Below are 23,621 nucleotides of genomic sequence, written 5' to 3'. Positions count from 1 at the left end.
GATGCAGAATGTACTTCCGATCATTTCACCGTACGGGCGTGCCCGTTGCCCCCGTGGGGAACTCCTCGATGCCGAGCACCCGCAGCAGTTCCAGCCGCTCGCGCGTTTCAGAGTCCGCCGGGGTGAGCACCAGCAGTTGCTGCCCCTGATCGGGAGCGACCAGGGTCTCGCAGTCCATGGTCAGCCGGCCCACCCTCGGGTGCAGCACGGTCTTGCGGTCGGCACGCCGGACCGCCACCTCGTGCTCGGCCCAGAGCCGGCGGAAGTCGGCGCTCGCGGCCTGCAGACGGTCGACGAGCCCGTCGACCACGGGGTCGCCGGACCGGCGGCCGGCGGCCGCACGCAGGTCGGCCACCAGCTGACGGGCCTGTTGCTCCTGCTCCTCGGGCGGGCAGACGGCGCGGGCGGGGGGCTCGGTGAACCAGCGGTATACGACGTGGCGCCGGTCGCCGGAGAAGCCGGTGTGGTCGCCCGTCAGCAGGACGGCCGCCCGGTTCTGGGCGAGGACCTCGCCCAGGTCGGACAGCACCATGGCCGGGGTGTCGCCGAGCAGGTCGAGCATGCGTGTCAGGCCGGCTCGGGCCGGGCGGGCCACCCCGCCGGCGGGCGGGGGACGGTGGCCGGCCAGGTGGAACAGATGGTCGCGCTCGTCGTCGGACAGGCGCAACGCCCGGGCCAGCGCGCCGAGCAGCTGGGTCGACGGCTGGCTGCTGCGGCCCTGCTCCAGGCGAACGACATAGTCCACCGACATGCCGGCGAGCATCGCCACCTCTTCCCGGCGCAGGCCGGCGGTGCGGCGGCGGGGGTTGTCGGCGAGGCCGACCTCCGCAGGCCGGATCGCCTCGCGGCGGCGGCGCAGGAAGTCGGCGAGCTGCTCACGTTGCATGACCTCATCCTGCCTCGCGCCCGTCAGCCGAGCCAGGGAGCGGCTCTCCCAGGATGAACGCTCCGCTACCGCGCGTCCCGGCCCGGGCCCAAGGTTGGGGGTACGACATCGACAACGAGGGAGAACGTGATGCGGCGACGAACACTGGGCCGTACCGGACCGGCCGTTTCCGCGCTGGGCCTGGGTGCGATGGGAATGTCGGGCGCTTACGGCGCGGCCGACCGTACGGAGAGCATCGCCACCGTGCACGCCGCGCTGGAGAGCGGCGTCACGCTGATCGACACCGGCGACTTCTACGCCATGGGCCACAACGAGTTGCTGCTCGCCGAGGCGCTGCGCGGCCGGGATCGCGACAGCTACCACCTGAGCGTCAAGTTCGGCATGCTGCGGGGGCCGGGCCACGAGTTCGGCGGGCATGACAGCCGTCCCGAGGCGGTGAAGAACTTCCTGGCCTACTCGCTGACCCGGCTGGGCACCGACCACATCGACATCTACCGTCCCGCCCGGCTGGACCCGGCGGTACCGATCGAGGAGACGGTTGGGGCGATCAAAGAGATGGTAGAGGCCGGATACGTCCGGCACATCGGCCTGTCGGAGGTCGATGCGGCGACGATCCGCCGGGCGCACGCCGTGCACCCGATCGCCGACCTGCAGATCGAGTATTCACTGATCTCCCGCGCGGTGGAGGTGGACGTCCTGCCCGCGCTGCGGGAGCTCGGCATCGGCCTGACCGCCTATGGCGTCCTCAGCCGCGGCCTCATCTCCGGGCACTGGACCGCCGGCCACGCCGCCGGCCCCGGCGACACCCGCGGCTTCAGCCCGCGCTTCTCCGGCGAGAACGTGGAGCACAACCTCGCCCTCGTGGAGGCCCTGCGCCGGGTCGCCGAGGCGAAGGGCTGCAGCGTCGCCCAGCTGGCCATCGCCTGGGTGGCCGCGCAGGGCGAGGACATCGTGCCGCTGGTCGGCGCCCGCACCCGCGAGCGGCTCGCGGAGGCGCTGCCCGCGATGGACCTGAACCTCACCGCGGACGACCTCGCGGAGATCGAGAAGGCGGTGCCACCGAGCGCGGCCCGCGGCGACCGGTACCCGTCCGCGTTCATGTCCAACCTCGGCGTGGGCAACTGAGCCGAGCTCCCCGGCGGGGCCCGGCACCGCGTGCCCGGGCCGTCCGCTCAGGCTCCGGCGCCGCCGTCCACCGGCACGATCGCGCCGGTCACCATCGAGGCCCGGTCGCTGAGCAACCACGCGGCCACCTCGGCGACCTCGCGCGGCTCGGCCATCCGGCCGAGCGGAATCGATGCTGTGGCTCGCTCGATGATGCCGGGGGTCGCCGCCTCCCACGCATCCATCATCTCCGTGGCGGTGCCGCCGGGGGTGATGCCGTTCACCCGGATGCCGTCAGCGGCCCAGCTCACCGCGGCGGTCTCGGTGATGCTGTTGAGCGCGCGCTTCATGGCGCCGTACGCGGGGAGGGCTGGGTTCGCGCGACGGCTGCCGATGCTGGAGGTGTTGACGATCGCCCCGCCGCCGTCGCGTCGCATGAGTGCGGCCTCGGCGGTCATGGCGGTCCAGTGCGAGCGGAAGTTCACGGCGAACTGCTCGTCGATGTCCTCGTCAGTCGTGGTGTCGAGCGGGCCGGGCCGCCGCTGGATGGCCGCCCCGTTGTTGAACGCTCCGTCGAGCCGCCCGTGCAGCTCTTCGACGCGGTCGACGGCGGCGCGGACGCTCGCGCGGTCGGCGAGGTCCAGGGCGACGGCGTCGGCGACGCCTCCGTCCGCGCGGACCTCGGTGACGATGCGGTCGAGGGCGTCGGTGCTGCGGGCGGCGAGCACGACAGCGGCGCCCTCCCGTGCGAAGAGGCGGGCGCCGGCCGCGCCGATGCCGCGGCTGGCGCCGGTGATGAGCACGACCTTGCCGGTGAGCAGGCCTATGGGAGCGATGTCAATGTCGTGGGTCATGCCGACAGTGTCAAGCCGGCCTCCAGACCGGATACAGGCACAGGCGGTACCAGGATCCGCCGCCGCGCAGCGTGCAGACTGAGGGTATGGACAAGCAGGAACTCGGGGCGTTCCTCCGCAGCCGTCGCGAGCGGCTCCGGCCGGAGGACGTCGGCCTCCCCTCGGGCTCGCGACGCCGGACGCCGGGTCTTCGCCGCGAGGAGGTGGCGGTCCTCGCGCACATCTCCACGGAGTATTACGTCCGGCTCGAGCAGGGCAGGGCGCCGCGCCCGTCTGGCGAGGTCCTCGCCGGGATCGCAGGCGCGCTGCTGCTCACGGACGCCGAGTCCGACCACCTCCACGTCCTCGCCGGCACCGCCCCAAACCGGTCCGGACTGCACCGGCGCGACGTGCGCCCGAGCATCCTCGCGCTCCTCGAACGGCTGCCGCAGAGCGCCGCTTTCGTGACGTCCGCCGCGTTCGAGGTGCTCGCGTGGAACGACCTCGCGGCCGCGCTCATGGAGGACTTCGCCCAGCTCGCTCCGGAGGACCGCAACCTCGCGCGCCGGGCATTCCTCAGGTCGGCGCGGGCCCATACGACGTCGGCGCGTGCCGACACGACCTCGGCACGGGCCGACACGACCTCGATGCGGGCCGACACGACGTCGACGCGCGCCGACACGGCGCTGTACGGGGTCTCGGACGCCGCCGAGTTCCGGCATAACGTCGTCATGGGCCTCCGGCGCGCCCTCGCCCGTTATCCGTCCGACCCCGCGGTGAGCGGCCTCGTCGACGAGCTCCGCGACGGCAGCCCTGAGTTCGCCCGGCTCTGGGAACGGCACGACGTGCAGGTTGCGTCGACGCTCACGAAGACCTTCCGTCACCCGGTCGTCGGGGAGATCACCGTCGACTGCGACTCGCTCTTGCTCACGGACAGCGACCAGCACCTCGTGATCTACAGCGCGCCGCCGGGTTCCCGTGGCGCCGAGGCTCTGGCACTTCTGAACGTCCTCGGAGCCGAGGCCGGTGCATATCGGCGCTAGCCGCGGCCGGCAGGGGCGACCGGCGCGGGCCCGCCCCTCACGCGGGAAAGTCCAGGCGGTAGAAGACGGCCATCCTGCGCATGAACGGCAGCGCTCTCGCCACCGCGACCAGCGCCCGGTAGCCGGGTCTGAGCTTCTCGTATCCCGGCAGGTCGAAGGCGCTCAGCTCGGTGACGACGCGTAACCGGGGATCGATGGCCTCGAGGTCGGCACGGCTGTCCACCCCCCAGTGAAGGGTCGCGCCGGCGAGCCGGACCACCCGGTTGATCTTCTGCCATTTGATGCCGCGCCTGCTGAACGCGTCGAAGACGAACCTGCCGGAGGGAAAGCGCTCGGTGATCGCGCGGAACAGCGCGTGGCCTTCTCCTTCCTTGAGGTACATGGTCAGGCCCTCGGCGACGACGAGTACGGGAAGATCGCCCTCCACCCGGTCGAGCCAGGTCAGGTCGGTGACCGACGAGGGGATCACGGTGTGGTGGTCACGTGCCGGGTAGAGGCGCTCGCGCAGGTCGATGACCTCGGGGAAGTCTACGTCGTACCAGTGCACGCCCGGCCCGGGATCGACGCGGTGGACCCGGGTGTCCATCCCGCACCCCAGGTGCAGGACGATCGCCGCCGGGTGCTCGGCGAGGAAGTCGCGCGCCCAGTCGTCCAGGTGTTTGGCCCGCATGGCCACGGTCACGGCGTCGCCGCGCTTCATGCCGACTCGGGTGAAGTCGGTGTCGATGTTGCGTACCGCCTGGAGCGCCATCGTGTCGCCCAGAATGGGGGCGGGGGACTCGGCATCCACGGCTCGGCCGTACAGAGTGGCGAGCATCGTCGCTTTCTCACCACTCAAATGCACTTTTTGCATGTACGTCACGCTACGCCTGTCAGGCGTCAGCGCGGTGTCCGGTCGACCCCTCGATGCACTCATGGGACATCATCCTCCACGTGGTCGCCGCGCGGGGACGTGATCGTGGCGCCGGTCATGTCCCCGCGGGAGGCGGGGTGTCAGGACAGGCGGCCCTTGCGTCGCAGGTAGCCGGGGTTCTCGACGGCACGGGCCATCGTTTCGATGGCCAGCTGGGCGCCGAGCTGCGAGGTGACGTTGGAGGCAACGTCCAGCATCGGGTTGATCTCCACGACGTCGAAGCCGACGAGCTCGTGCTCGCGGACGATCGCGAAGATCGTCTGGCGGAGCTCCTCGTACGACATGCCGTCCGCCTCGGCGGAGGCGCATCCGGGCACGAGCGGCATGTCGAGCACGTCGATGTCGACGCTGATGTACACCTTCCTGCCCTTGGGCAGGGTCGTGAGCACGTGTTCGACGCCGGCCCTCCTGAAGCCCTTCATGGTGAACACGTCGTTGCCGTTGGCGCGGCTCTCGGCGAGGTCGTCCTGGGCGGCGCGCATGCCGCGGCTGCCGATCTGGACGATCTTCTCGACGTTCGGCAGCTTGCCGATCTTGAGCATGGGGCTGCCGTTCCCGTACTGGGCCCCGTGGATGAAGGGCCGGTAATCGAGGTGCGCGTCGAAGTGGACGACGCAGATCGGCTCCGCGTAGGCCCGCACCACGCCGTAGGTGACCGAGTGCTCGCCGCCGAGCACGATGGGGACGGCCCCGGCCTCCAGGATCTGGGCGGTGCTGTGGGTGATGTTCTTGAAGGTCTGCTCGGGGTTGGAGTAGATGATGTCGACGTCACCGCAGTCCACGATCCGCTGGTTCGCGGTTTCGTACTCGAGGAAGCGCCTGTCCTCCTCGATGTCGAAATATCCGGACCTGGCCTGCATGCGGCCGTAGCCGGCGTACCGTACCGACTGCTCGCGGATCGCCCTCGGTGCCATCCGCGCGCCCGGGTACCAGGGGGCGCCCTCGTCGTTGGGCACTCCCAGGATGGCCAGGTCGGCATCCAGCTGGGAGAGGTCGCTCACGATGGGCGACCGCTGGAAGGTCGGGATGCCAACGAACGGAAGGTTGAGCCGTAGATCCGACATGGTGCGTGATTTTCCTTCTTGTAGGTGATGCGTCAGGCATCCAGCCGCAGCTCGAGACGGCGAGCGACACGGCTGAGGCCATAGTTGAGCAGGAAGTAGCAGACGGCGGCGAAGCCGAGCACCGCGAACGGCTCGGTCAACAGCCGGGAGTTGGTGACCTCGACCCGGTGGAAGAACTCGAAGACACCGATGATCGAGACCAGCGAGGTGTCCTTGATCAGCTTGATGAACTCGGACACCAACGCCGGAGCCATGCGGCGCAGCGCCTGAGGCAGCACCACGTCACGCATCGTGCTCGCCTGGGACAGGCCGGAGGCGCGCGCGGCCTCCCACTGCCCGGGCGGCACGGAGGCGATGCCCGCGTGGACGATCTCCGCGAGATAGGCGCTGGTGAACACGCCCAGCGCGACCACGCCCGCCCAGAAGGGGGTGAGGTCGAACCCGAGGTCCGCCAGGACGAAATAGCAGTAGAGAATGAAAACGATCAGTGGCGCGCTGCGGATGAGCTGGATGTAGCCGATCGCCGGCCACCGGACGAAGCGCGAGCGGGCCGAGCGCATCGCGCCCGCCAGCACGCCGAGCACGGAGCTGAGCACGATGGCCAGCGCCGCCAGCTTCGCCGTCTCCCAGAGCCCGGCCAGCATGAACGGGAGGTTGTCGATGATCGCACCCATGGTCACGACTCCAACGCCGGCGCCGGTGCCGCGGTCCTGGCGCCCGGCCGGATCCTGGTCAGCATGCCCCGGACGATCAGAGCCAGCAGCGCGGACTCGGCAAGGCAGATCACGATGAAGATGACGAGCGCCGCGGTGTAGGCCTCGAACGCGGCGAAGGTGGCCGATTCGATCTGCTGGGCCTGGAAGACCAGGTCGGTGACGCCGATCGCCATGACCACGGAGGTGTTCTTGGTGGCGCTGATGTACTGGTTGCCGATCGCGGGGAAGGCCAGCGCGAACGCCTGCGGCAGCACCACCGCGCGCATCGCCGTCCAGTAGCCGAGGCCGCCGGCCCTGGCCGCCTCCAGCTGTCCCCTGGGCACCGACTGGATTCCGCTGCGCAGGGCCTCCGCCACGTACGCCGAGGTGTAGATGGTCAGGCCGAGCAGCCCGGCGAGGAACTGGTTGCTGTACACGGGGTTCAGCGGCGCGGCAACGGCCCTGACGAGGTCCAGGCTGAACATGCCGAAGCTCCAGAAGACCAGCTGCACGAGCAGCGGCACGTTACGGAAGAACTCGACGTAGGCGGACAGCAGCCAGCGCAGCGGCGCGAGCGCGGGCGCCGTCGACACGCGGCCGAGCGCCACCAGCGTGCCCACCACCGTGGAGCCGATGATGGCGAGCACGGCGAGCTGGAGGCTCACCCACGCGCCGTGGAGCAGGAAGCTCCTGCCCGGATCGTCGAGCACCACGGACCAGCTGAGGTCGTTGAACATGGCTCAGGACCCCGCGGGAAGGACACGGATCGTGTACGGCTCGGGCAGCACCTTGCCCTACCACTTGGCGTAGATGCGGTTGTAGGTGCCGTCCTCGGCCATGGCCATCAGGGCGCCGTTGACCTCGTCGCGGAGGGCGGCGTCACTCTGGCGGAACCCCATGGCGAGCGGTCCCTGCGCGATCCCCGGGCTGACGATCTTGACCTGTTCGCCCGCCTTGTCGGCGGCCGACTTCAAGCCGGTGAGGATGCCGACCGTGGTGCTGACGGCGTCGGCGTCGCCGCGCAGCAGTGACTGCAGCGCCGTGGGCCAGGACTGGAAGCTGAGGATCTTCGCGCCCGGCGCCTTCTCCCGCAGCACGCTCTCCTCCGTCGAGCCCTGGACCAGCGCCACCGTCTTGCCGTCGAGCTGGTCGACGCTGGTGATCTTCGAGTCGCCGCGCACCATCAGGCGCTGGTCGTCCTCGAAGTACGGCTCGGAGAAGTCGATCGCCTTGTCCCGCGCCCGAGTCGCGATCATGGTGGCGGTGATCACGTCGATCTTCCCGCTGTCCAGGTTGGCCACCCGGTTCTTCGGATTGACCTCGACGAACTTCGGCCTGACCCGCAGCCGCTCGGCGACCTCCGTGACGAGGTCGATCTCGAAGCCTTCCGGCTCGGTCCCGCCCTGCCCGATCGACCCGAACGGCGGGGTGTCGAACTTGACCCCGAACACGATCTCCCCGCGTTTCCTGATCTTCTCCATCGAGTTGACTCCGGTCCCGCCCTTGGTCCCCGCCACCGGGGACAGCCCCGCCCTCGGGCGGTCACCGCAGGCGGTGAGCAGGAGCAGCGCGAGCGCCAGGCACACGACCCCTTTCATCCGTACAGACACCTCTCTGTCAGATATGTGAGACCCGGCGCAGGAACTCCTGGGCCCTCTCGGTCGACGGGCTGGCGAAGAACTCGTCGGGCGCGGCGCTCTCCACGACGCGCCCGCCGTCCATGAACACGACCCGGTCGGCCACCTTGCGGGCGAAACCCATCTCGTGCGTGACCACGACCATGGTCATCCCGCTGCCGGCCAGATCGACCATGACCTCCAGGACCTCCTGGATCATCTCGGGGTCCAGGGCGCTGGTCGGCTCGTCGAACAACATGATCGCGGGGTCCATGGCCAGCGCGCGGGCGATGGCCACCCGCTGCTGCTGCCCGCCGGACAGCTGCGTGGGCAGGCTGTCCGCCTTCTCCGGTATCCCCACCCGTTCCAGCAGTTCCATCGCTCGGCGGCGGGCCGCGTCCTTGGAGACCTTCTTCACCCTGACGGGCGCGAGCATGATGTTCTGCGCCACCGTCATGTGCGGGTAGAGGTTGAAGTGCTGGAAGACGAAGCCCACTCCGCTACGCAGCTCGTTCAGGTTCGTGGCCTTGCTGTGCGGATCGCGGCCGTTGACCACGATCGTGCCGCCGGAGACGTCCTCCAGGGCGTTGACGCAGCGCAGCAGCGTGCTCTTGCCCGATCCCGACGGGCCGAGCAGGACCACCACTTCGCCCTCGGCGACCGACAGGTCGATGCCGTTCAGCACCTCCAGGTCGCCGTACGACTTCTGTACGCCGGTGAACTCAATGATCGGCATCCGGCTCAGGCCCTCCGCGCGTGTCGTGTCCGGTAGGTCCGGGCATGCCCCAGGTGAGCAGCCGCTCGACGATGGGGGCGGTCTCCTCGGTGAGGAAGCGGCCGGCCTCGTCCAGCAATCGATCCATGTGAGCGCGCATCGCCTCCTCCGCCGCGTCCGCCCGGCCCGCGGCGATCGCGTCGGCGATCCTCTGGTGCTCGGTCACCGTGACCTCACCGGAACGGTGCGAGTCGAGCACGACGTCCAGGGCCGCCTCCAGGCGGTCGAGCGCCGGATCGAGAACGACGTCGAGCATGGCCTTCACGATCGGATTGCGGGTACACCTGGCCACCCGGCGATGGAAGGTCAGCGCGATGTCGCGCGGCACTTCGTGGACGTCGGCGAAATGCCTGCCGTGCCGCTCGACCAGCCGGGTGAGCGCCTGCGCCGATGACCTGTTGTCCGGGCGGAGCGCCGCCTCCCTGGCCGCCTCCGGCTCCACCGTCCGCCGTGCGCGCAGCAGGTCGATCAGTCCTTCCGACGTACGTACCTGCGTGCCTTCCGCGAACAGGGTGGCGGTGGTCCGCCCGCGCAACACGGCGGCGACGTGCTGGCGGCCGGCCGAGGTGAGCATCCTGCCCTTGGTGCCCGCGGCCACGGTGAACCCGCGCCGGTCCAGCAGTCGCAGCCGCCGGGCGACCGTGGCCTCGCTGATGTCCAGGCCGGTGCCGTGCTTGAGCGCCTGCAGCACCTGCCGTGCGCCCAACGGCTCCGGCGCTCCTGCGAGCACCTCGAGGATGGCGTCAGCCGAGCGTTCCTCCACCTTCACCACACCACTCCCACCGGCGCACTACCAAGCCGTCCGTTATGACCGTTTTATGACTATTTGCCGTGTTGGGACATCAGTCAAATGTGACGGACGTCCGTCATGGGTTACAGGAATGGCGCTTTTTAGTGAAGGTCGGGTCACGGCCGACGAGAACGGCTCCTCGCTTATCGCGGTCGCATCAGGTCGAGATCGCGCCCCACGCGTCCAGCGGGTGCCGGCGGAGCTCCCACTCCAGGTACTTGTTGAAGGGGCGGGGACGGTTCGTCGGCATCGAGCCGCGCCTTGGCCGCCAGGATGCGGGCGAGGTCTCCGTCGAGCCGGTCGAGCACGACCGTGGCGCGGGCGAGGGCGTAGCGCTCGAACCCTGGCATGCCGGCCGCGCGGAACTCGGTGAGGGAGACGATGTCGAGGTCCAGTTCCGGGATGCGGTGACCGGCGAACCGAGTGAGGTCCGTGGTGGCGTCAGCGAGGACGAGCGGATGCCGTTGACTGGCCACAACCGTGGAGATCGGGTATATGGGGTCATAACAGGTGAGAGGTGCGATTGTGCCAGGTGACTTTGCCGGGGCGGCATTCGTGGGACGGGAAGCGGCGCTGGCCGCTCTCACCGGCGCTCTCGGCAAGGGCGCGGCGCTCGCGCTCGTCGACGGGGAAGCGGGCATCGGCAAGACCCGCCTGGTGCAGGAATGCCTGGCCTCCCCCGTGATGCGCGACCGCCTGGTCGTGTCGGCCACCTGCCCGCCGCTGCGCGAGCCGTTCCCGCTCGGTCCCATCGTCGACGGTCTGCGGCGGCTGCGCGAACGGGTCGCGGAGATAGAGCTGAGCCCGTTATGTGGCGCGCTGCGGCCCATCTTCCCGGAGTGGGCCGCCGAGCTGCCGCCCGCGCTGGAGTCCCCCGCCGACCCGCTGGAGGTAAGGCACCGGCTGTTCCGCGCGCTGATCGAGGTGGTCGAGCGGCTCGGCGTGGACGTACTGGTCATCGAGGACGCCCACTGGGCCGACTCCGCCACGCTGGAATGGCTGCTGACGTTATCCGCCTCGGGCGAGCACGCCGAGCGTAAGACCTCGGTCGTGGTCACGTACCGGCCGCTGGACGTGCCGTCCGGCTCGACGTTGCTCAGGCTGACCTCCCGGCAGCCCGCCGGGATGCGGCCCGTACGCATCTCGCTGGAGCCGCTCGGCGTCGAGGAGACCAGCAGGCTGGTGGCCTCCATGCTCGCGGCGGGCGACGTCTCCCCCCGGTTCGCGGAGTTCCTGCACGAGCACACCGCCGGCATCCCGCTGGCCGTCGAGGAGTGCGTACGGCTGCTGCGCGACCGGCGCGACATCGTGCGCTCCCGCAGCGGGTGGACGCGGCGCGTGGTCGAGGAACTGCGCGTGCCGCCCACGCTGCGCGACTCGGTCCTGGAGCGGGTCGAGCGGCTCTCCCCGCCGGTGCGCGCGGTGCTGGAGGCCGCCGCCGTGCTCGGCGAACTCGCCGATGAGACGCTGCTCGCCGCCGTGGCCGGCCTGGACGACGACGCGGTACGCGAGGGGGTGGCCGGCGCGCTGGCCGCCGGGCTGCTGCGGGAGAACGAGCGGGGCGCGTTCGGCTACCGTCACGTGCTGGCCGCCAAGGCGGTGGAGGACGCGATCCCCGCGCCGATGCGGCGGCACCTGCACCGCCGCGCCGGTGAGGCGCTGAGCGCGGCCGAGCACCCCCCGGTCGTCCGGCTGAGCCGGCATTTCCGTGAGGCCAACGACGTCGACGCCTGGTGCCACTACGCCCGCGCGAGCGCCCGCCTCGCCCTGGAGTCCGGCGACGACCACACCGCGATCAGCATGCTGCACGACCTGCTGACCCAGGCCGAGCACGAACCGGAGCGGCGTGCTCTGCTGGCCAGAGAGCTGGGCGAGACCGCGGCGCTCGGCGTCGCCCCGCTCGGAGAGGTGGGCGCCCGCGTGGTGGACACCCTGGAGGAGGTGCTCGCCCATCCCGAGGTTCCGGCGGACGAGCGCGGGGAGATCCGGCTGCGCCTGGCCCGGCTCAGGATGCACCTCGGTGAGTACGCGGCCGGCAGCGCCGCTCTGGAGGCGGCCGTGCCCGACCTGGCGCACCGGCCCGCGCTGGCCGCCCAGGCCATGCTCTACCTGGCGATCTCCCTCGCCGGCACCCGCCCGGCGAGCTGGCATCTGGAGTGGGTGAGGCGCGCGGTGCCGCTGCTCGACCGCATCGAGGATCCGGCGGAGCGGCTGTTGTGCGCGGCCAACCACGCCACATCCCTGCTGCTGCTCGGGGAGGAGGAGGGCTGGGGGGTCGCCGAGGCCATGCCGCGCACGACCGCGACCCGGGCCGAACGCCGGGAACTGCTGCGCGGCCGGCTGAACATCGCGCAGCTCGCCACCCTGTGGGGCCGGTACGGCGACGCCGGACGGTGGGTGGCCGAGGTGCGCCGCGAGGTGGACGCCACCGGGTTCAGCCGGCTGTCGAACAGCGCGCGGATCGGCCAGGCCCGGCTCGACTGGTACACCGGCGCCTGGGACCGCCTGCCGGAAACCGCCGGCGAGCTCGCCGAGTCCACTTCGGCGTACCTGTCCGACCGGCTGGAGGCCCAGCTCGTCCTGGCCGAGCTGGACCTGGCGCGCGGGGTGCCGTACCGGGCCAGGGAACGGCTGCGTGAGGTGCTGGAGCGGCAGTCGCGGCAGGGCAACACCGACCCGTTCGTCATCCCGGCCGCGCCGCTGGCCCGGATCGGCCTGGCGGAGGGCGATGCCGACGAGGCCCTGGCCGCCACCGGACCGGTGATGGACATGATCGTCCGCAAGGAGGTGTGGTTGTGGGCGGCCGACGTGGCGCCGGTGCATCTGGACGCCCTCGTCGCCGCCGGACGCCTGGACGAGGCCCGGGAGCTGGTGGCGGGGTTCGGCGGCTGGGCCGCGGGCCGAGACGTGCCGCCGGCCGCCGCCGCCTCGCTCGGCCTGTGCCGGGCCGTCGTGGCGCAGGCCGACAACGACCATCACCGGGCGGCCGGCCTGTACGGCGAGGCGCAGGACACGTGGGCGGCGTTGCCGCGCCCCTATGACGCGCTGCTCGCCCGGGAACGCCGCGGCCGCTGCCTGCTCGCCGGCGGCGAGCGGGACCAGGGCCTGCGGGTGCTGGGCGAGACGCTGTCACGGTTGCGCGACCTCGGCGCGCGCTGGGACGCCGACCGGGTGGCCGGCCTGCTGCGCGCCCACGGCGTGGACGTGGCGAACGCCTGGCGCGGAGGGCGGCGCGGCTACGGCGACCGCCTCTCGCCGCGCGAGCTGGAGGTGGCCGGTCTGGTGGCGCGCGGCTGGACCAACCGGAAGATCGCCGAGACGCTGTTCCTGTCGCCGCGCACCGTCGACCGCCACCTCAGCACCGCCATGCGCAAGCTGTCGGTGACCTCCCGTACGGCGCTGGCCGCCGCGGTGAGCGAGGCCGGGCTACTCACCGCCGAGCAGGGCGACGGACCCCTCTGACGTCGTCCCTCCGCATTGTTTGGGTGATTCACCCACTCGCTACGTACGGCCGCGCGGCCGATCCTCTCGTGTATGCACGACGATCAGCCAGAGCCGGAACCCTCGGATCAGCTCCCGCGCGAGGACCCGGAGCCGGACACCCCTGCCGCCGAGCCGGAGACGCCCGAGGACGACGCCCCTCCTGACGACGGCTACGTGCCGCTTTAAGTCCCGAACCACCCCGCTCCCTGGACCCCCCAGGGAGAGAACCGAGGAACCATGCCCTTAGCCAGACCCTTGCGCAATCGCCTGCTCGCCCTGCTGGCCGCCGCCTCACTGACCGTTCCGCTCGCCGCCGTGCCGTCCGGCGCGGCGCAGGCCGCTGCCGCCCCGCCTGAGGCCGCGCCGCCCGGCCTGGCCCTCGACGGCCTGGGCGGCGGGCCGTACACCGTCACGCTGGTCACCGGCGACCGGGTCACCCTGACGCCCGGCCCCGACGGCCGCTTCTCCATCGACGCCGTCCCCGCCCCCAGGCCCGACGGCTCGGTGCCGGACCTGCACTACACCTCCTTCGGACAGCGCGACGCCGTGTACGTGGTCTCCCACGACGTGCTGGAGCAGATCCAGGCCGGCCGGGTGGACCGGGGGCTGTTCAACGTCGCCTACCTCGCGGCCAACGGATATGCCGACAACGCCGCGAAGCGCCTGCCCTTGATCGTCGAGTACGCCGGCGAGCAGTCGCCGTCCGCGCTGCGCGGCAAACCCCGTGAACTCGCGGCGACCGGCAACGCCGTCGCGCTGGAGAGCATCGGCGCCGCGGCGACCACCGTGGACAAGGCCAAGGCCGCCGACTTCTGGAAGTCGGTCGTCGGTGACCGGCCCGCCGCCCGCTCGCTGCAGGGCGGCGTCGAGCGGCTGTGGCTGGACTCCGTCGTACGGGTGACGCTGGAGGACAGCGTCCCGCAGGTCGGCGCGCCGCAGGCGTGGCAGGCGGGACTGGACGGCAAGGGCGTCAAGGTCGCCGTGCTGGACACCGGCATCGACGAGAACCATCCGGACGTGGCGGGCAAGATCGTCGCGTCCAAGAGCTTCATCCCCGACCAGGAGGTCAAGGACGGCCACGGGCACGGCACGCACGTGGCCGCCACGGTCGCGGGCAGCGGCGCGGCCTCCGACGGCAGGCGCAAGGGCGTGGCCCCAGGCGCGGACCTCATCGTCGGCAAGGTGCTGGGCGACAGCGGTTCGAGCACGTCCTCGTCGCTGATCGAAGGCATGGAGTGGGCCGCGGGCGAGATGGACGCCGACATCGTGTCCCTGAGCCTGGGCGGCAACCCGACCGACGGCAAGGACCCGCTCAGCCAGGCGGTGGACGGCCTGACCGAGAGCACCGGCGCGCTGTTCGTGGTCGCGGCGGGCAACGCCGGCAGGGAGTTCACGATCTCGACTCCCGGCACGGCGACTTCGGCGCTGACCGTGGGCGCGGTGGACAAGAGCGACAAGCTCACGGGCTTCTCCAGCCGCGGCCCCCGGCTGGGCGACCACGCGATCAAACCGGAGATCACCGCTCCCGGCGCGGCGATCGTGGCGGCCCGCGCCGCCGGCACCTCGCTGGGCAGTCCGGTGGACGACCACTACACCTCGCTCAACGGCACGTCGATGGCCACACCGCACGTGTCGGGAGCCGCGGCCATCCTGCTGCAGCAGCACCCCGGCTGGACTCCCGCCCAGGTCAAGACCGCGCTCACGGCCAGCGCCCAGGACGTCGGGGCGACCGTGTACCAGCAGGGCGCGGGCCGGCTCGACGTCGCCCGTGCGGTCGGCCAGAACGTCCAGGCCGGCCAGGCCACCGCGGACTTCGGCTTCCACCGGTTTCCCATCGACGGCGACCTGTCCAGGACGCTGTCCTACACCAACTCCGGCGACCAGCCGGTGACGCTGGCCCTTACCGCGACGGGCCGTACGGACAGAGGCGAGCCGATGCCGGAGGGAGCGCTGGCCCTGGACCGGAACGACGTCACCGTCCCCGCGGGCGGCACCGCCCAGGTCACCCTCACGATCGACCACAGCGCCCTGTCCCCCGCCACCTACACCGGCTCCGTGGTGGCCGCCACCTCCGACGACGCCGTGCGGCTGACCACGCCGATCGGCGCCGTCCTCGGCCCGGAGCTGCACGACCTCACCGTCCGCATGATCCACTCGGACAACCCGCGCGGCTGGAAGAAGGACGCCCTCACACCGGCCATCGTGTACGTCGCACCGATCGAGGGCGCGGAAGGCCAGGGCGACTGGATCAAGATCGGCGGCCCGAGGACCACGGTGGACTGGGAGAAGGGCGCGACGGTTCAGGTCCCGGCCGGCACCTACACCGTGTTCGCCCCGCTGTCGGAGACCTGGATAGACGACACCGGCGCCCACCAAGAGGCGAGGTTGATCGACCCTGAGGTGAGCGTCCCCAGCGACGCCGAGGTCGTGCTGGACGCCGCCGAGGCCGTACGGGTCACCTACGACACGCCGCGCCCGAGCGAGGGGCACAACCGGTCGACGATGTTCATGCGGTGGGTGCCCGAGGACGTCGACAAGCGCGGCTTCTTCGTCTCCTGGGGCGACATCGCCCTGACCACGAACGGCCGCCGCGACAACCTCTGGGTGACGCCGACCGAGCGGGTCACCAAGGGCGAGTTCACCTTCGCCACGCAGACCACCCGGGTCGCTCCCACCTTGACGATGACGTTGCAGGGCAGGAAGCCGGAGCGGCTGGACGCGCAGTATCCGATCTTCGGTGCCAGCCTTGGCGAGGAGTCGTACGCGCCCGACCCCTCGAAGATGTTCTCGGCCAAGCAGACGTTGCAGCTGGTCGACGTCGGCTTCGGCACCCCCGAGGAACTGGCGGCGGCCGACGTCAGGGGCAAGCTCGCCATGGTGAGGCGCGATCCCGCCGCGCTGAACAGCATCCTCTACTGGCAGTGCTGGCCTGAGGAGCCGACGTTCCGGGCGTTGATCGACGCCGGTGCCGCCGGCATCGTCGTGGGCCAGAACGAGTACCGCGACTATCCCGGACCCGCCGAGCACTACATGAGCTGCGACGTCCCCGGGCTGAGCGGCGTCGTCGCACCGGCGACGTTCCTGCGCACCATGGTCAACGAGCTGCCGATCGTGTTCGTTCCGTTCGCCGACGCCGACCGGCTGCGGGTCCGCGCGGCCGCCGGCGAGGTGCGCATCGCCGTCGAGGGCACGCCGCGCACCCCGTACTACTACCAGCTGAAGCCGCACGAGGAGGGCCACATCCCGGACCGCCTGCACTACGACTTCAGCAAGCGGAAGCTGGCCACCGTGGAGCACGAGCTGCACGGCTCCGGGTGGCGGGCGATCACCTTCTCCGCGTGGAAGCCGTACGAGCCGGCCGTCGCCGACAACCGCGGCGCGCAGTCGCTGCCGCCGTTCGCTCCCGCGCCGTGGCGCGTCACCGAGTATCTCGGCCCGGTCGCCTCCGACACGGTCGTCCGGCACGCCGTCGGCGACGCCGGCCTGAACACCCCGCGCCAGCTGCGTTACGACCGCTTCGACAGGCCGGGCCGCACCAAGGTCGCGTGGGACGACGGGCCGAAGGTCCCGGCGGTCGCTCCGCCGCTGGCCGGCTCCGTGCCCGACGGCTACCCGATGCCGTTCATTCCCAGCGACATGGGGTTGTGCAGCGGATGCCGGCAGGGCGACCTCTTCTGGCCGAGCCTGCGCTACTCGACCTCCCCTGACCCGCACCAGATCGGCCAGGAGGCGCGAACCCACTTCGGCCAGTTCTTCGGCGACGAGACGGTCCGGCTGGAACGCGCGGACGGCACCGAGGTCCCGCAGGTCGCGGACCCGTACATCGGTGACCTGCTGAGCTACCGGCTGCCGCCGGAGCCGGGCCGGTACCGGCTCACCCACCAGTTCGACCAGACCACGACAACCTGGACCTTCAACTCGCAGACCGCGAAGAAGGACAGCGTCACGGACGGCTACCGGTGCACGGGCACGTGGCTGGAGCACTGGGGCAACTTCCCGCGGACGGAAACGCCCTGCCGCCCGGAGCCGCTGATCTTCCTGCGGTACGACCTCGGGCTCGACCTGTCCGGCCAGGTCACCGCCGGGCGCAAACACCGGTTCACCGTCACCGCTGACCGGCAGCCCGGCAAGGGCCACGCCCCGGCGGTCACCGGGCTCGACCTTCAGGTCAGCTACGACGGCGGCGGCACCTGGACCAAGGCCAAGGTGCGTCCGCGCGGCAAGGGCGAGTTCACCGCCGAGGTACGGCACCCGGGCAGCGCCACGGGTCCGGTGACCGTACGGGCCGAGGCGTGGGACCGCGCGGGCAACCGCGTCGCGCAGACCATCACCGCGGCCTTCACCCTCAAGAAGTAGACCCCTGACGAGGGGCCCGGCACGACCATCCGTGCCGGGCCCCTTCGTGTGCCGGAAGCGTACGGGAGTAATCCGGGTCCTCACCCAGAGTGAAGGCTCCGGAAATCATTATAGAGGGCTTCGGAATACCGCCGGGGCGGAAAGCATCCGCATGGTGATCGTGTGTAATAATTTCGGCCGTCACGAATCGCGGGCCGAATGAAACTTTCACCGCACCCCACGCCCATAATGGCGATGTCCACCATCCCCACCTGGCCAAGCGCCGTTTTCCAAGAATCCGCTGATACGAAAGCGTCCGGCCGACGAATACCGGGCGCGCGTTTCAGAAGGACAAGACCAATGGCGACGTCACGGGGAGAATTCATGGGCGACCTCTTCGGCATGCTCAAAAGCCGGGTCGACGACAACGCGAGGAGAGTGGTGGACGCCTGCGTCGGCGAGCTCGCCGGTTTCCAGGCGATCGAGCCGCGAGCGCGGGCGTCGATGGTGGAGTTCGCGGTCGTCGTACGGCAACGGACGGCCGAGCTGGCCGCCTCCGGCGAGCCGCTGCTGGAGGGCGACCTGGCCTTCATCGAGTCGGTCGGCGAGCAGCGCGGCATGCAGGGCGTGGCTCCGGGCTGCCAGCGCGGCGCGCTCGCGCTGCACGCGGCCTTCACCATGCGAGAGATCTCGGAGGCGGCCGGACCCGGCGATCTGACCGACACGATGCGCATGATCGACTGGCTGGCCCGGCAGGGCGCGGCGGCGCAGGCGGTCTACACCCGCGGCTATCTCCGGGGCTATGAGCGTTTCCTGCCGACCGCCTCGCGCGTCCACCTGCTGGCCACCATGGTGCTGCACGACGACCCCATGGCCGGCGAGCTGGCCGGCAGCCTCGGGGTGCCGGTGGCGGAGCACTACCTGGTCACGGTGGTCCGGGTGGCCACGGCGCCGCCGAAGGCGTGCCGGGAGGAGGTCGTCCGCACTCTGCTGCAGCGGCACCGCGTGCCGTTCGGATGGCAGGAGCCGGACGAGTTCGTGGCGCTCGTGCCGTATCACGGGACGCGGCCGGAGCACCGGGCGGCGGCGGAGGGGTCAGGGTTGGCGCTGGCGCAGGCGGTCGCGGAGGTCGTGGGGCGGCCGTGCTCGGTCGGCACCGCACACGGGCGCCGCCGCGCGCTCGTCCAGGCTGCCGCGCTGGCGCGGAAGGTCAGCCGGGTGGCGCCGATCGAGCGGGTGCCGCGCCGGTCGTACGGGGTGGCCGACGTGTTCGCGGAGCTGGGCGCGGTGGAGACGCCGCAGGTGGACCAGTGGTTGCGGGAGACCGCGCAGCGGCTCGGCGACGGGCCAGAACTGGTGCCCACGCTGGACGCCTATTACCGCAACGACATGAACCGCCTGCGTACGGCCGAATCCCTGCACATCCATCCCCGCACTCTGGACTATCGGCTGCGGCGGGTGCGGGAACTGGTGGGGATCGAGCCGGGCTCCACGCACGGCGTACGGGTGCTGAGCACCACCGTCACGCGGATGCTGGCGGGCGCGTGGACCGAGCACGGCCTGGCCTGACCGCGCCGGTCACCGTGCCGGAGCCCTTTGACATCAGTGACAACCGTCCCCCGGCCGCCGCGGCGGAGATTTACGGCAAGTGACGATGACCGGCGCTCCTGGCTTGGCGAAAGTAGCACTGACAAGGCTCGGCCGGCCGCCAGGAAATCCAGCGAGAGGTTCGATCACATGGCTGTACATGCGAGAAGAACGCTCATCGGCGTGCTGGCCGCGCTCGCGGCACTGCTGTTCTCCGTCGCGCTCCGCACGGGTTCGGCCGCCGCGGCGCCCGAACGAGGGTTCGCCGACCAGTCGACCGCTGCCCTCCCGGACGTCCCGGGCAAGGACGGCGCGGCGTCGCTGGCCGCCACCTACTCGTGCTCCCGCAACATCCCCATCCCGGCGTACTACATCGACATCGACTGCTCGGTGTTCAGCGGGGCGATCAGGGTCGTGGTGACCTGCTCCGACGGTTACCAGTTCGCCAGCCCGATCATCTTCGCCGGGAACCGGTTCACCGGGCGCGGCACGTGCGGGCCGCCGTGGACGGTACGTTCCGCGAACGTCGAGACGGTGTTCTGACCGGGACATCCGTCGCCGGAGCCACCCGGGACCACCGGGTGGCTCCTTTCTGCCGTCCGAGAAAGCGGCAGGCGCCTGGTGACGCCGGGAGCCCGTCCGGCGGTCAGCCCTCCGGGTAGAAGAGGAACAGCGTGCAGCCCGTCGTCGTCTGCGGCACGTGCGAGGAGCCAGCGGGGGCGTGGATGAAGGAGCCCGCCGGGTAGTCCCGGTCGCCGTCGTTGAAGACGCCGGAGACCACGAAGACCTCCTCGGGGCCGGGTTCGTGGACGTCGATGCCCTGCCAGCAGGTGTTCGCGTCCATCTCCAGCACGCAGGCCTTCGCGCCGTTGTCGCCCTCCCACAACATCCGCGCCCGGATGCCCGGGAAAAGTTCGCGAACCGGGGCGTCCTGGACGGCGGCCCACACATAGGCAGAGGTGCTCTGTTCTGTCGTCATAGTGCCAGCCTGGCGGCCGACCGTGCCCCCGCCGAGTGTCAGGAAAGACATCATGCGGTACTTTCACGCCATGCATCGGGTAACGGCACTGATCCGCCCACCGCAGTCCCCTTTCGAGCTCGGCTGCGCGGCCCAGGTGTTCGGGATCGAGCGGCCAGGGCTCCCCACGCGGTACACCTTCAGCGTGTGCACGGAGCGTCCCGGCCGGGTCGCGACGCACGCCGGCTACGACATGCTCGTGGCCGACGGGCTGGACGCGCTCGACCGTGCCGACACCGTGATCGTCCCGGGCTGGCTGCCCGCCGACGATCCGCCCTCGCCCGCGGTCGTCCAGGCACTGCGCCGGGCGCACTCCCGCGGCACGCGGGTGGTCAGCATCTGCTCCGGCGCCTTCGCGCTGGCGTACGCCGGTCTGCTGGACGGGCGGCGGGCGACCACGCACTGGGCACTGGCGGACAAGCTCGCCGGGCGCTTCCCGGGCGTCCTGCTCGACCCTGACGTGCTGTACGTCGACCACGGCGACGTGGCGACCAGCGCCGGCGCCGGGGCCGGCATCGACCTGTGCATGCACCTGGTACGCAGCGACCAGGGCGCCTGGTATGCCGCGCACATCGCACGGACCATGGTCATGCCGCCGCACCGCGAGGGCGGGCAGTTGCAGTATTCGGCGCCGCCGCACCCCGCTCAGATCGACGGCACGCTCGCGCCGTTGCTGGAGTGGGTCGCCGGACGGCTCGGCGAACCGGTCACCATCGAGAGCATGGCCGCGCACGCGGGCCTCTCGACGCGTACGCTCACCCGGCGGTTCGTCGACCAGCTCGGCACCAGCCCGGGGCAGTGGCTGCTCGCGCAGCGGATCGCCACGGCCCAGGACCTGCTGGAATCGTCCGACCTCCCGTTGGACGCCGTCGCCCGCCGCGTCGGTCTCTCCTCGGCCACCAACCTCCGCAGGCGCTTCCTCAACGCCCTGGGCACAACGCCCGGCGCCTATCGCCGGGCGTTCCGGGCCAAGCCACGTTGACGGCGGCGACCTCACTTGCCTCCGCCGGATCTCACGATGAGCCATTGCGGGCCGTTGACGTTGTTGGCGCTGCCGCGTAGCGAATTGTTGGACCTGTACGAATCGATCACGTTGGAGAAGTTGCCGCTGTTGACGGACCGGCCCTTGCTCCAGTAATTTCCCGTTTTCCTGGCGTTCCCCCTGGGCCGGGGGTTTCCGGCCTCCGCCGCGGAATACGCGGAATCAACCATGAGCACCTGGTGCTCGGCAGAAGCCGGTGTCCCGGCCGCGAGCACCGCCAGCCCGCAACCGGCGAGGAGCAGTCCGGCCCTGCTCACCTTTTCCATCCTTCCGAATGTCCGCGCGTGGTGCGTCATCGGCGCACCGAGTGGGTCTGGGACCCGTTGGCCGCGTTGCCGCTGCTGGTCGCGTTGTTGCTGCCCGTGGAGCCGTTCCCGTTCGCGAAGTTTCCGCTGTTGATGGGATCGCCTTCGTTGTGGTAATTGCCGCTGTTGGTGGAGTTGCCGCTGTTTTCGGCGCCGTTGACGCACTTCGTGGGCGAGTTGGACGAAGGAGAGTTGTAGGCGACGAGCCGGTTGCCGCAGAAGAGGCCGGGCATCATGGTGATGACCGTGCCCAGGTCAGCGCCGGTCAGCCGGGCGAGCTGAGAAGGAGGTCGTGGTTCTGCCACCGAACTGACGGCGCCGGTCAGCACCACGCCGCAACCGGCCATCACGACCGCCGCCAGCCGCAGCGCATTTCTCGCGAAAAATCCCACTAACGCCTCCGATTTCGGGCCAGGCATTTCACCGTCGCCGCCGAGCTTAGTGTCACCCGCAAAACGCGGACAACGTCGCCGGGACCCTGCCGGAGTTTCCGTGAAAGCCTGGCTACGGAGAATTTGCCGGCGAAAAGGTCAGGCGGCTGAGCCATGGCTCGCCATGAGGGAGACGCGGATCACATCACATCTCGCCGGGCCGCGTCGTCGATGCGGTGTAACCGTACAACCGGCAAGGAGATCATCCATGGACACCCGTTTCGACTACCACAACAACGCTGTCGCGGCGAAGTTCTCGAAGTACGTCTTCTCCGCGGGCAAGGTCGTGAACGATTCGCCCCTGCCCGCCACGACGCAGGAGCTGGTGGCGCTGCGCGTCAGCCAGATCAACGGCTGCAGCGTCTGCGTCGACATGCACACCAAGGAGGCCGCGCACCGCGGGGAGACCTCGGTGCGCCTCAACCTGGTCGCGGCGTGGCGGGAGGCGACGGTCTTCACCGACGCCGAGCGGGCCGCGCTGGAGCTGGCCGAGCAGGGCACCCGCGTCGCCGACGCGGCCGGCGGCGTCACCGACGAGGCCTGGGCGAACGCCGCCAAGCACTACGACGAGGACCAGCTCGCCGCTCTGGTGTCCCTCGTCGCCATCATGAACACCGTCAACCGGCTGAACATCATCACCCAGCAGCCCGCCGGCGCCTACCAGCCCGGCCAGTGGGGGTGATCACACCGGTCCGGCGTCGGCCGTGCCTGCCGCGAGCAGCCTCTCCGCCAGCTCGCGGCAGCGCCTGCCGAGCTCCGGAGGGTCGAGCACCTCGAAGCCGTGCCCCAGCAGGAGCACGTGCATGAGCACGAGGTCGAGGTTGCCGGCGCCGCTGAGCACCTCGCACTGCCCGGCTCCGCGCGGTCGCACCACGGCCGCCGACGGCGGGACCTGCGCGCGAACCGTGCCGGCCGGGGCGTGCACGAGGAAGCGCGCCTGGTGCGGGTAGACCCGGCTCGCCACGCTTTCCTGCACGTACGCCGCCGCGTCGGGCGCCCGGCGCGGGCGGAAGCGCCAGGTCCGGGCCGTCACGTCGATCATCCGGTCGACGCGGAAGCTGCGCCAGCCGTCGCGGTCGAGGTCGTAGGCGAGGAGGTACCAGCGCCGGTCGGAGGCGACGAGGCGGTAGGGCTCGACCCGCCGCCGTCGCACCTCGTCGCCTGACGGGTAGTCGAAGCCGGCCTCGACCTCGTCGCGGCAGGCCCGGGCCAAAGTCATGAGCACCTCGGGGTCGACCGGCGTGCGGCCTCCGCCGAACGACTCGACCGAGCCGGACAGGGCGCGGATCTCGTGCCGCAGCCGGGTGGGCAGCACCCGGTCGAGCTTGGTCAGCGCCCGCAGCGCGGCGTCGCCGGCGCCGGCGACCGCGCCGCCCGCGCCGGCGAGCAGCGAGACCGCGGTGGCGATGGCCTCCTGGTCGTCGAGAAGGAGCGGCGGCAGGTCCTGCCCGCGGCCCAGGCGGTAACCGCCGCCGACGCCCTGGGTGGCGTGCACCGGGTAGCCGAGCGTGCGCAGCCGCTCGACGTCACGGCGTACGGTGCGCGGCGTGACCCCCAGCCGGTCGGCGAGCTCGGGGCCGGTCCAGACCTGGCGCTGCTGCAGCAGCCCGAGCAGGGTGAGCACCCGCTCGGTCGTCCCCCGCTCCGCACCGTTCGCCACGTCCATGTGTCCACCCTGCCAGATAGCGGACCGATCCTGTC

At 71.0% G+C, this 23,621-nt stretch carries 23 protein-coding genes; 9 read left to right on the top strand and 14 right to left on the bottom strand.

Annotated features, from left to right (window positions below):
* Window positions 1–25 precede the first annotated feature (25 nt).
* On the bottom strand, window positions 26–886 hold the full coding sequence (locus E1292_RS00535; protein WP_132590820.1) for a helix-turn-helix transcriptional regulator: 861 nt from the start codon (window positions 884–886) through the stop codon (window positions 26–28).
* Window positions 887–1,015: 129 nt separating this feature from the next.
* Between E1292_RS00535 and E1292_RS00530 the strand changes: the two genes are divergently transcribed.
* Entirely contained in the window at window positions 1,016–2,011 is a 996-nt protein-coding gene (locus tag E1292_RS00530) for an aldo/keto reductase (RefSeq protein ID WP_132590818.1), read from the top strand.
* Window positions 2,012–2,058: 47 nt separating this feature from the next.
* Here the strand turns inward: E1292_RS00530 and E1292_RS00525 are convergent, their stop codons facing one another.
* Entirely contained in the window at window positions 2,059–2,844 is a 786-nt protein-coding gene (locus E1292_RS00525) for an SDR family NAD(P)-dependent oxidoreductase (RefSeq protein WP_132590816.1), read from the bottom strand.
* Between the two features lie 86 nt (window positions 2,845–2,930).
* On the opposite strand from E1292_RS00525, the gene E1292_RS00520 reads away from it, so the two are divergent.
* Window positions 2,931–3,866, top strand: a complete 936-nt coding sequence (locus E1292_RS00520) for a helix-turn-helix transcriptional regulator (protein ID WP_132590814.1) — start codon at window positions 2,931–2,933, stop codon at window positions 3,864–3,866.
* A gap of 37 nt (window positions 3,867–3,903) precedes the next feature.
* Here E1292_RS00520 and E1292_RS00515 read toward each other — a convergent pair whose 3' ends face one another.
* The 8 genes from E1292_RS00515 to E1292_RS00480 form a co-directional block, all read right to left on the bottom strand.
* Window positions 3,904–4,683, bottom strand: a complete 780-nt coding sequence (locus E1292_RS00515; RefSeq protein WP_220446588.1) for a class I SAM-dependent methyltransferase — start codon at window positions 4,681–4,683, stop codon at window positions 3,904–3,906.
* 176 nt (window positions 4,684–4,859) lie between these two features.
* On the bottom strand, window positions 4,860–5,843 hold the full coding sequence (locus tag E1292_RS00510) for an arginase family protein (protein WP_132590810.1): 984 nt from the start codon (window positions 5,841–5,843) through the stop codon (window positions 4,860–4,862).
* A gap of 32 nt (window positions 5,844–5,875) precedes the next feature.
* Window positions 5,876–6,517, bottom strand: coding sequence for an amino acid ABC transporter permease (locus E1292_RS00505; RefSeq protein WP_132590808.1), 642 nt, complete (start codon window positions 6,515–6,517; stop codon window positions 5,876–5,878).
* Between the two features lie 2 nt (window positions 6,518–6,519).
* The gene (locus E1292_RS00500; RefSeq protein WP_132590806.1) at window positions 6,520–7,275 is read right to left on the bottom strand and encodes an amino acid ABC transporter permease; all 756 of its coding nucleotides are present in this window, start codon (window positions 7,273–7,275) and stop codon (window positions 6,520–6,522) included.
* A gap of 57 nt (window positions 7,276–7,332) precedes the next feature.
* Window positions 7,333–8,136 (bottom strand): transporter substrate-binding domain-containing protein, encoded by an 804-nt coding sequence (locus E1292_RS00495; protein WP_132590804.1) that lies wholly within the window; start codon window positions 8,134–8,136, stop codon window positions 7,333–7,335.
* 19 nt (window positions 8,137–8,155) lie between these two features.
* Window positions 8,156–8,890, bottom strand: a complete 735-nt coding sequence (locus E1292_RS00490) for an amino acid ABC transporter ATP-binding protein (RefSeq protein ID WP_132590802.1) — start codon at window positions 8,888–8,890, stop codon at window positions 8,156–8,158.
* Window positions 8,877–9,698 carry an FCD domain-containing protein gene (locus E1292_RS00485; protein ID WP_165974298.1) on the bottom strand — a complete coding sequence of 274 codons (822 nt, stop codon included), beginning with the start codon at window positions 9,696–9,698 and terminating at the stop codon, window positions 8,877–8,879. Before E1292_RS00485 ends, E1292_RS00490 begins: the two co-directional genes overlap by 14 nt.
* Before the next feature lie 164 nt (window positions 9,699–9,862).
* Window positions 9,863–10,195 carry a hypothetical protein gene (locus tag E1292_RS00480; protein ID WP_220446587.1) on the bottom strand — a complete coding sequence of 111 codons (333 nt, stop codon included), beginning with the start codon at window positions 10,193–10,195 and terminating at the stop codon, window positions 9,863–9,865.
* 49 nt (window positions 10,196–10,244) lie between these two features.
* On the opposite strand from E1292_RS00480, the gene E1292_RS00475 reads away from it, so the two are divergent.
* The 5 genes from E1292_RS00475 (at window position 10,245) to E1292_RS00460 (ending at window position 19,667) form a co-directional block, all read left to right on the top strand.
* Window positions 10,245–13,181 (top strand): helix-turn-helix transcriptional regulator, encoded by a 2,937-nt coding sequence (locus E1292_RS00475; RefSeq protein ID WP_165974297.1) that lies wholly within the window; start codon window positions 10,245–10,247, stop codon window positions 13,179–13,181.
* Window positions 13,182–13,253: 72 nt separating this feature from the next.
* Window positions 13,254–13,388, top strand: coding sequence for a hypothetical protein (locus E1292_RS54735; protein ID WP_281283992.1), 135 nt, complete (start codon window positions 13,254–13,256; stop codon window positions 13,386–13,388).
* Between the two features lie 69 nt (window positions 13,389–13,457).
* Window positions 13,458–17,558, top strand: a complete 4,101-nt coding sequence (locus tag E1292_RS00470; RefSeq protein ID WP_165974296.1) for a S8 family peptidase — start codon at window positions 13,458–13,460, stop codon at window positions 17,556–17,558.
* Between the two features lie 363 nt (window positions 17,559–17,921).
* Window positions 17,922–19,106, top strand: coding sequence for a PucR family transcriptional regulator (locus E1292_RS00465; RefSeq protein ID WP_132590794.1), 1,185 nt, complete (start codon window positions 17,922–17,924; stop codon window positions 19,104–19,106).
* A gap of 168 nt (window positions 19,107–19,274) precedes the next feature.
* On the top strand, window positions 19,275–19,667 hold the full coding sequence (locus tag E1292_RS00460) for a hypothetical protein (RefSeq protein WP_132590792.1): 393 nt from the start codon (window positions 19,275–19,277) through the stop codon (window positions 19,665–19,667).
* A 103-nt stretch (window positions 19,668–19,770) separates the two neighbouring features.
* On the opposite strand, the gene E1292_RS00455 is transcribed toward E1292_RS00460, so the two are convergent.
* Window positions 19,771–20,103, bottom strand: coding sequence for a cupin domain-containing protein (locus E1292_RS00455; RefSeq protein ID WP_132590790.1), 333 nt, complete (start codon window positions 20,101–20,103; stop codon window positions 19,771–19,773).
* A gap of 70 nt (window positions 20,104–20,173) precedes the next feature.
* Between E1292_RS00455 and E1292_RS00450 the strand changes: the two genes are divergently transcribed.
* On the top strand, window positions 20,174–21,124 hold the full coding sequence (locus E1292_RS00450; protein ID WP_132590788.1) for a helix-turn-helix domain-containing protein: 951 nt from the start codon (window positions 20,174–20,176) through the stop codon (window positions 21,122–21,124).
* Window positions 21,125–21,135: 11 nt separating this feature from the next.
* Here the strand turns inward: E1292_RS00450 and E1292_RS00445 are convergent, their stop codons facing one another.
* Both E1292_RS00445 and E1292_RS00440 read right to left on the bottom strand, forming a co-directional pair.
* Entirely contained in the window at window positions 21,136–21,441 is a 306-nt protein-coding gene (locus E1292_RS00445; protein ID WP_132590786.1) for a hypothetical protein, read from the bottom strand.
* Between the two features lie 35 nt (window positions 21,442–21,476).
* Window positions 21,477–21,881 (bottom strand): hypothetical protein, encoded by a 405-nt coding sequence (locus E1292_RS00440; RefSeq protein WP_220446585.1) that lies wholly within the window; start codon window positions 21,879–21,881, stop codon window positions 21,477–21,479.
* A 247-nt stretch (window positions 21,882–22,128) separates the two neighbouring features.
* Between E1292_RS00440 and E1292_RS00435 the strand changes: the two genes are divergently transcribed.
* Complete coding sequence (locus E1292_RS00435; protein WP_132590784.1) at window positions 22,129–22,602, top strand: carboxymuconolactone decarboxylase family protein; 474 nt, start codon at window positions 22,129–22,131, stop codon at window positions 22,600–22,602.
* On the opposite strand, the gene E1292_RS00430 is transcribed toward E1292_RS00435, so the two are convergent.
* On the bottom strand, window positions 22,603–23,586 hold the full coding sequence (locus E1292_RS00430; RefSeq protein ID WP_132590782.1) for a helix-turn-helix transcriptional regulator: 984 nt from the start codon (window positions 23,584–23,586) through the stop codon (window positions 22,603–22,605).
* Between the last annotated feature and the right edge of the window lie 35 nt (window positions 23,587–23,621).

This window comes from Nonomuraea deserti (assembly GCF_004348685.1).
GTDB classification, from domain to species: domain Bacteria; phylum Actinomycetota; class Actinomycetes; order Streptosporangiales; family Streptosporangiaceae; genus Nonomuraea; species Nonomuraea deserti.
The sequence above is the reverse complement of the archived record's forward strand: the minus strand, read 5'-3'. Positions and strand labels throughout refer to the sequence as shown.

Bases quoted from the DNA above. Each gene is read 5' to 3' on its own strand.
- E1292_RS00535 (WP_132590820.1), bottom strand. From the start codon at position 886: ATGCAACGTGAGCAGCTCGCCGACTTCCTGCGCCGCCGCCGCGAGGCG.
- E1292_RS00530 (WP_132590818.1), top strand. From the start codon at position 1,016: ATGCGGCGACGAACACTGGGCCGTACCGGACCGGCCGTTTCCGCGCTG.
- E1292_RS00525 (WP_132590816.1), bottom strand. From the start codon at position 2,844: ATGACCCACGACATTGACATCGCTCCCATAGGCCTGCTCACCGGCAAG.
- E1292_RS00520 (WP_132590814.1), top strand. From the start codon at position 2,931: ATGGACAAGCAGGAACTCGGGGCGTTCCTCCGCAGCCGTCGCGAGCGG.
- E1292_RS00515 (WP_220446588.1), bottom strand. From the start codon at position 4,683: ATGCTCGCCACTCTGTACGGCCGAGCCGTGGATGCCGAGTCCCCCGCC.
- E1292_RS00510 (WP_132590810.1), bottom strand. From the start codon at position 5,843: ATGTCGGATCTACGGCTCAACCTTCCGTTCGTTGGCATCCCGACCTTC.
- E1292_RS00505 (WP_132590808.1), bottom strand. From the start codon at position 6,517: ATGGGTGCGATCATCGACAACCTCCCGTTCATGCTGGCCGGGCTCTGG.
- E1292_RS00500 (WP_132590806.1), bottom strand. From the start codon at position 7,275: ATGTTCAACGACCTCAGCTGGTCCGTGGTGCTCGACGATCCGGGCAGG.
- E1292_RS00495 (WP_132590804.1), bottom strand. From the start codon at position 8,136: ATGAAAGGGGTCGTGTGCCTGGCGCTCGCGCTGCTCCTGCTCACCGCC.
- E1292_RS00490 (WP_132590802.1), bottom strand. From the start codon at position 8,890: ATGCCGATCATTGAGTTCACCGGCGTACAGAAGTCGTACGGCGACCTG.
- E1292_RS54735 (WP_281283992.1), top strand. From the start codon at position 13,254: ATGCACGACGATCAGCCAGAGCCGGAACCCTCGGATCAGCTCCCGCGC.
- E1292_RS00465 (WP_132590794.1), top strand. From the start codon at position 17,922: ATGGGCGACCTCTTCGGCATGCTCAAAAGCCGGGTCGACGACAACGCG.
- E1292_RS00460 (WP_132590792.1), top strand. From the start codon at position 19,275: ATGGCTGTACATGCGAGAAGAACGCTCATCGGCGTGCTGGCCGCGCTC.
- E1292_RS00455 (WP_132590790.1), bottom strand. From the start codon at position 20,103: ATGACGACAGAACAGAGCACCTCTGCCTATGTGTGGGCCGCCGTCCAG.
- E1292_RS00450 (WP_132590788.1), top strand. From the start codon at position 20,174: ATGCATCGGGTAACGGCACTGATCCGCCCACCGCAGTCCCCTTTCGAG.
- E1292_RS00435 (WP_132590784.1), top strand. From the start codon at position 22,129: ATGGACACCCGTTTCGACTACCACAACAACGCTGTCGCGGCGAAGTTC.
- E1292_RS00430 (WP_132590782.1), bottom strand. From the start codon at position 23,586: ATGGACGTGGCGAACGGTGCGGAGCGGGGGACGACCGAGCGGGTGCTC.